This is a genomic window from Paenibacillus sinopodophylli (genome assembly GCF_005930355.1).
Lineage (GTDB): Bacteria > Bacillota > Bacilli > Paenibacillales > Paenibacillaceae > Pristimantibacillus > Pristimantibacillus sinopodophylli.
Window position 1 is genome coordinate 2,297,010 of record NZ_VDBO01000001.1, and the last position, 7,201, is coordinate 2,304,210.

Annotated in this window: 5 protein-coding genes; 4 read left to right on the forward strand and 1 reads right to left on the reverse strand. The window is 45.0% G+C overall.

Annotation, left to right across the window (positions count from 1 at the left end; all coding sequences use genetic code 11):
• Nucleotides 1–79 precede the first annotated feature (79 nt).
• The 4 genes from FGT79_RS10190 to FGT79_RS10205 all read left to right on the forward strand — a co-directional run bounded on the left by FGT79_RS10190 (nt 80) and on the right by FGT79_RS10205 (nt 5,864).
• Nucleotides 80–1,588: an ABC transporter substrate-binding protein gene (locus FGT79_RS10190; RefSeq protein WP_138752548.1), complete on the forward strand. Its 1,509-nt coding sequence runs from the start codon at nt 80–82 to the stop codon at nt 1,586–1,588.
• A gap of 229 nt (nt 1,589–1,817) precedes the next feature.
• Nucleotides 1,818–3,581 carry a sensor histidine kinase gene (locus tag FGT79_RS10195; RefSeq protein WP_138752549.1) on the forward strand — a complete coding sequence of 588 codons (1,764 nt, stop codon included), beginning with the start codon at nt 1,818–1,820 and terminating at the stop codon, nt 3,579–3,581.
• Nucleotides 3,556–4,317, forward strand: coding sequence for a response regulator transcription factor (locus FGT79_RS10200; RefSeq protein WP_138752550.1), 762 nt, complete (start codon nt 3,556–3,558; stop codon nt 4,315–4,317). The genes FGT79_RS10195 and FGT79_RS10200 overlap by 26 nt, the downstream gene beginning before the upstream one ends.
• A 29-nt stretch (nt 4,318–4,346) precedes the next feature.
• Entirely contained in the window at nt 4,347–5,864 is a 1,518-nt protein-coding gene (locus tag FGT79_RS10205) for an ABC transporter substrate-binding protein (protein WP_138752551.1), read from the forward strand.
• 128 nt (nt 5,865–5,992) lie between these two features.
• On the opposite strand, the gene FGT79_RS10210 is transcribed toward FGT79_RS10205, so the two are convergent.
• Nucleotides 5,993–7,201, reverse strand: a 1,209-nt coding sequence (locus tag FGT79_RS10210; RefSeq protein WP_171056157.1) for an S-layer homology domain-containing protein, incomplete at its 5' end; no start/stop codon positions are given.

The window sequence follows — 7,201 nt, forward strand, 5'->3', positions numbered from 1 at the left end:
ATAAGCCAAGCTAGCTTGGTTTATGATAGATCACTTTACAACTCGTACGGTGATCCAACTTCAATAAGGGGGAAATGAAATGAAAAAACCTTGGAAGCTCATGTCTATGCTTTGTACGCTCTCACTACTGGCAACTACCGTAGCAGCCTGTTCCGGCTCGACGAACTCTCCAGCTGCGACAAATGCAGCCAATGCAACGAATGCAGCTACAGATGCACCAAAGGACAACACAGAACCAAATAAAGATATTCCGACACTGGTCTGGTGGACGATTGGCGGCCAAGTACCGAGTAACTTCAGCAAAGCGATTGACGCCATGAATGCATACACAGCGGAGAAAATTGGTGTGAAAATCGACATCAAGGTAGCCAGCTGGGGAGAATGGGATACCAAAATTAACACGATTGTGAATACAGGCGAACCATTCGACATTATGTTCACAAACAGCGGCAAATACAGCAAGCAGGTCGCTATGGGTGCTTTTGCCGATATTACAGATTTGGTTCAAAGTGAATCACCTGACTTATACAAATTGATTCCTGAGAAAGTATGGGATGGCACGAAAATTGGCGGCAAGTATTATTCCGTTCCTACTTATAAGGATTCATCGCTGACACAATATTGGGTATATGATGATAAGTACGTACAAAAATACAATATCGATATCAACAACATCAAAACGCTGCAGGATCTGGATAAACCGCTGCGCAGTATAAAATCCGGCGAAGGCAAAAACTTCTATCCGTTGCCAATGACACAAGGCGAAGGCTTGAACGGCTTCTTCAACAATTATGATGATTTAACGCTCGGCTTCACTCCCATTGGCGTAAAAACGGATGATGGATCGCGCACAGTTGTCTCTGTTCTTGAGCAGCCTGATGTTATAGCCGATCTGAAAATTCTGCATCAATGGTATAACGATGGCATCATCAACCCTGACGCTCCGACTAAAACAGAAAGTGACAAAGGCAGACCATTCTTTGCCGCACAGGCATTCCCAGGCGCGGAAATAGGCTGGCAAATCAACGACGCTGTCCAAAAGTACGATATGGTTCAGCACTTCGGACCTATATATACAACGAGCACGATTCAAGGCTCACTGAACGCGATTTCTGCGAATTCAAAGTATAAGAAAGAAGCATTGAAATACCTCGAATTAGTCAACACGGATTCGAAACTACGTAACATGCTCGCATTCGGTGAGCTAGACGTAGACTACAAAAATGTGGATGGCGAGAAGGTTATCGAGCGCACTTCCGATACTTGGCCGCTGGCTGCATACTCCCAAGCTACATTCTTTAACCTAGCCGTTACCAAAGGTGCTCCTGAGGATCAATGGGATCAAGTTAAAAAGTTGAATGATGCAGCTACATCTTCTACCGTACTCGGCTTCGCACTGGACATCAGCAATCTTCAGACGGAAATCGCGAATAGCCAAGCGGTATGGGATAAATACAAATATGAACTCATTACAGGCGCATCCGATCCGGAGAAAATGATTCCGAAAATAACAGCTGAACTAAAGTCCGCTGGCATGGACGCAATTATGAAAGCTGCTCAAGAGCAAATTAATAGTTATTTCCAGTAAGTTAAGAAGAAACGATGGCGTGCTTACTATAGACGCCATCGTTTCTGCGAAACACATAGAGAAAGTATGAGTAAACTCATATCCTTTCCTATATTTGAAATAAGCATCCCTTATTGAGACACTCTGTCTGGGATGCTTTTTCATGCTACCTATGAAGCTTTGCATAATCATGATAAAGTAGTATGGTAAATACTTACTTTAAGATGAGCTGCTGCAATTGAGGTGCCTTATGAGCTCTTTTCTACAAATCAAAATTTATCGTTATAAGTTTATTGCATACGTAATCTTCGTCGTAATCATTGGACTTACACTCGGGATTCTAACCTGCGCCATGCTGCTGAACCAATGGGTTGCTGATGCTCGTTTAGAGGCTGCTAATGCTTTCGCCGGTGTAGAGAATGAGCTGCAATATGATGCCGACCGAATTGAGGCTTACATGCAGCGCATATACTCCAATCATAGTCTGATGGATGATGCTCGCAGCTTCTTAAGCAGCAGTGCCGAAGGCTACTTAACCAATAGTCTTCAGAACAGCCAATTCTCACAGCCGCTCGTATCCTTCCCAGAGGATATCAAAACGTATTTGTACAGCTGGGCGCAAGGTGAAATTACACAGGTTAGCCTGCATACCAACCAGCATGGCAATGTCGTACGATTCAATGATAACGGCATTGCAAGCTTCCTATTCGGTCTGCCTAATTCAGACGAAGCATTTCAAGATACTATTCTAAAGGGCTTCGTATATCGCAAGAAACTTTCGGACCCGGCTCTGGGCTCGAAGGAACTAGGAGAGCTTCGCTTCTTGGTAAGCAGTGAACAAATTTTCAAATCCATACCCAAATATCGATTGGGAAAGGCCGCTGCAGTTAGTGCTTCTGACGAAATCTACCTTATCGGCAATCCACAGGACCAAAGCTTGAAGGAATTATCCCGTCTAGCCGTGGCGAGCGGACACAGTCATGGCTATATTTCGAAGGGAGTCTTTGAGCATAGCTTTTTTATTACCTTTCCGTCGACCAAGTTCAACTTCAAATTCGTTAGCATCGTTGATTTGTCTATGCTCATTCAGCAGCATACCAAGATGCTGATCACCATCTTTCTAATCGTCTTAACGACCATGATTAGCGTACTTCTACTCATTGTGTACAATTTGCGGGATGATTCTCGCTTCCTGCACCGCATTATTCAATCGATTGGACGTGTGAAAACAGCCAATTTCACGCCTAATCGCCCTGCCCGTTATCGTCGCAATGAATACGGAATGATCGCAAGGGAATTAGATGATATGATTCAGCAGCTAGATAAGCATATACGTAATGAATATTTGCTTAAACTCAAACAACAAGAAACAGAAATGAAAGCGCTTCAGAATCAAATCAACCCTCATTTTCTATACAATACGTTAGAGGTTATCCGCTCCACTGCTCTTGTTAATCAAGATAGAGACACCGCTGATGCCATAGCTACCTTAGGGGCTCTCTTTCGTGAAATCGTCAAAAAGGAAAATACGATTACGATTGCTAGTGAGCTGGAATTACTGCAGAAGTATTTAGAGATTATGGAATTCAAGTACCCCGAACGTTTCTTTTATCAAGTTAATGTAGACCATGCATTACTCTCCATCCCTACCGTGAAGTTCTGGATGCAGCCTTTGGCTGAGAATTTTTTCATCCATGGCTTTAACGCTAGTAATGCGTTTAACCTGTATGTCGTCAATGGCTGGGAAGCTGAAGATCATTATGTTTTAGAATTTGTGGATAATGGGCGTGGTATTCAAGCCGAGCGTTTACATGCCGTGCGAAGCACGCTATTCAGCCAAGATGATACTTCCTCCGAAAGTATCGGTTTACGCAACGTATACACAAGGCTTCACATCTTTTATGGGAGAAGCTTTTCCATAGAGATTGGAAATAACGAAGAAGCTGGAGTTAAAATTTCTGTACAGATTCCGAAAGAGGTGACCCGGGATGTACAAACTACTGATCATGGATGACGAACCACAGATACTAGAGGGCATGAAGCGAATCTTGGATTGGAAGCAATACGGCTTCAGTCGAATAGATACGTGCGAATCTACGGATGCAGCAATGTCTAAGGTTGTAGAGCAACAGCCGGATGTCGCCATATTTGATGTTTGTGTGGGCAAGGACCTTGGCTATGAAACGATCCGAAGACTGAACGAGCTTCAAATTCCGACCAAATATGTGATCATGAGCGGCTATAGTGAATTCAAGTATGCCCAAGAGGCTATTCGTTGTGGTGTGAAAGACTATCTACTCAAGCCTTTAGATCGTACCAAGCTGCAGCAAGTCATTGAGAAAATTATTGTTGAGGATCTGGGTGGTACAGTAGGTAATGTAAGCTGCGAAAGCCTGAACAAGGACCCTGTACTCGGTGTAAGCTATGATCGCTTATCCAAGCTGGTCAACCGCATACTATTAATGATTAAGACGGAGTATGCTCAGAATATTACCTTAAAATCAGTAGCGGAGCTCTTTCAGATGAACAGCACCTATCTTGGGCAATTATTTCTGAAAGAGTCTGGTATGAAATTTTCAGAATATCTAATGGCTTATCGAATGCTCCTTGCGCAACAGCATATACAATCATCAGATGAGAAAATTTCAACGATCGCGGTTTCCGTAGGCTATAACAATCTCAATTATTTCTATACACACTTTCACAGCTTTTTCGGGAAATCTCCCTCTGATCTGCGGGTAAAAGGATAACAACGATCGAGACTGAATGGAGAATAGGGATGCTAAAGTACTCTAGATACAAAAGTATCTTCATGACGATCAGTATGATTTTGCTGCTTACAGCGTATTCAACCAGTTGCTCCCGTCAGCCTAGCAGAAACTTTGATGACAATGATTATAGTGAAACCATCAATCTGATCTACTACACGATCGGAGAACCTGACAAGGATCTACAGCTCGTAAATGATAAAATTAATGAAATCATGTCTCGTAAAATAGGCGTGACGATTACCTATATTAAAATAGGCTGGCAGGAATATGAAGAGCGGCTGAACACCATTATATCCGCAGGAACTCCCTTTGACATTGCTTTTACCCCCAACTATGGAACAACCGCTATGCGCGGCGCATGGCTTAGACTTGATAACTATCTTACCGGTCTGGGTCAAGATTTGTACGATACCATTGACCCAACCTTTTGGCAAGGGGTACGAATGAATGATGGAGGTATTTATGGTGTACCGACCAATAAAGAATTGGCCGTGCGTGATCATTGGATGTACCCTGCTTCAATCGTAAATAAGTACAAGATCGACATTACGAAGTATAATACATTGGAATCACTTGAACCGCTGCTCCGAATGATTAAGCAGAAGGAGCCTGCATATGTACCGATGGAATTAGATCGGGATTCACACAATTTCTTCGCACTCTATGGTTACGAATATATTGTGAACCATAAAATGCCCTTGATGGTGAAGTCACTGGAACAAGGCGCTAAGGTCGTGAACATCTTCGAAACCGAGGAAGCGCGGCAGGTATTAGACACATTACGGCATTATTACAAGGAAGGCTTCATTAACAAGGATGCCGCGCTGCGTGAGCCTGGCGGGCTAAAACGTGGGGATAAAGTGTTCTGGAAATCCTCAGGCGGCGGGCCGCTCTCGGAAACGACTTGGAGCAAGGATCGCGGCTACACGGTTGTTTCGAATCCGGTAACCCCCATCGTCGTCACGACAGAATCTGTACGAGGCGGGATTATGGCTGTTAATGCCTACACCAAGCATCCCATTGCATCCATTAAGTTTCTGAATTTACTCAATACCGACCCTGAGATACGAAACTTATTTAATTATGGAATTGAAGGCGTGCATTACAAGCTAAGTGAAAATGGGCAAGCCATTCCAATTCCGGAAAAAGACAGTCAAGGCAACCCGATCCCAGATGCACCAGCAAGCTATGCAGGCGTACAATACACACAGGGAAATTGGTTTATCTTAAAAACCATGGGTGGTGATCATCCAGAGCCACCTGATAAATGGGATCAATTCCGCAAATATAACGCTGAAGTCATAAAGTCAACCGTTCTCGGCTTCACACCAGATCTAACCAAAATGACATCCCAAATGGATAACATCGAGATGGTATGGAAGAAATACTATTCAAGCCTTATGACGGGCACTGTAGATGTTGACATGATCCTCCCTAAGTTTAACGAGGAGCTCCGGCAAGCGGGTATCGAAGAGGTAAGAAAAGAAGTACAGCAGCAGTTGGATGCTAGGCGTGTTCTGGATTGAATGGAGTCTATTCTTTAGGATCAACGCATGCTGCAGTAATGCTCAAGCTGTAAAAACAGACCAGCCCGCATCCAATAGAATGCGGGCTGGTTGTATTCTTGTGCGGGGATGGCCAGTGAATGGATCGACTAATTTTTATTCAACAATCTGGTTAGGATGACAACAGCTTCAGCTCGCGTTGATGTACGATTTGGCTCGAACCGATTATTATCCCCCCCTTTGACAAGGCCTCGCTTGGCTGCTTCAGCAATATAAGGCCGTGACCACGCGGGAATCTTGGCGTTATCAGCGAATGAGGTGTATCCATCCGACTCAACGGTTATACCAAGTGCTCTGATGATCATCATAGTCATTTCTGCACGCATCATTGGCTGATTGGGAAGGAAGCTTCCATCTTCGTAGCCGTTAATAATGCCCTTCTGAACCGCCATCGAAATGGTTGGCCGCGCCCATAATCCAATGTCGTTGATGTCGGTAAAAACAGGAATATTCATCGATTCTAGCATCTTCCAACCTTGAGACCTCGCCAACATCTGAACGAACTCGGCTCTGGTCACTTCACCATTAGGCTTAAACGAGCCGTCCGGATAACCGGTAACCCATCCTTCCGCTACCGCTTTACGTATTTCTGCTTCCGCCCAATGACCGGAAATATCATTCAAGATGACCGGAGGCGTTACAATCCCGCTTCCTCCTGAAGACTGTTCCGGCAGCGGTACTGTAGAAGCTGGAGCACGTGTCACGACTATGCTGTAGGAGCTAGTTGTCACACCGTCCTGCGCGGTAACAGCAATCGTAATTACGTTAGCACCGATAGCAAGCGCAATTGGTCCGTACACTGATCCGCTAACCGTCGCCACACCATTAACCTTCAGCGATGCCGTGCTGAGAGAAACGGTCGGAGTCACACTAATCTCCGTTACATTGTTCGCGACATTTGCCGTATAAGCGGTCGTGCCGGATGCGAACGGTTCGTTAAGCGTAGCCGAACTAAGTGTAAGTGAACCAAGTGCAGCGGTTGCCGAAGGAGCACGCGTGACAATAATCGTGTATTCGCTCACTGTGGTGCCATCTTCGGCCGTTGCGTTGACGGTAATCGTGTTCGGGCCGACATCGAGTGAAATCGGGCCGTACTCATCGCCGCTTACCGAAGAAACGCCATTCACTTCCAAAGTCGCCGTGCTGTCCGATACAGTTGGCGTTATGCTAATCGAATCGACGTTGTTCGCGACATTTGACGTATAAGCGGTGGTGCCGGAAGCGAACGGTTCGTTAAGCGTAGCCGAACTAAGTGTAAGTGAACCAAGTGCAGCGGTTGCCGAAGGAGCACGCGTGAC

Coding starts and splice junctions, on each gene's coding strand:
- FGT79_RS10205 (WP_138752551.1), top strand. CDS start 4,347: ATGCTAAAGTACTCTAGATACAAAAGTATCTTCATGACGATCAGTATG.
- FGT79_RS10200 (WP_138752550.1), top strand. CDS start 3,556: ATGTACAAACTACTGATCATGGATGACGAACCACAGATACTAGAGGGC.
- FGT79_RS10190 (WP_138752548.1), top strand. CDS start 80: ATGAAAAAACCTTGGAAGCTCATGTCTATGCTTTGTACGCTCTCACTA.
- FGT79_RS10195 (WP_138752549.1), top strand. CDS start 1,818: ATGAGCTCTTTTCTACAAATCAAAATTTATCGTTATAAGTTTATTGCA.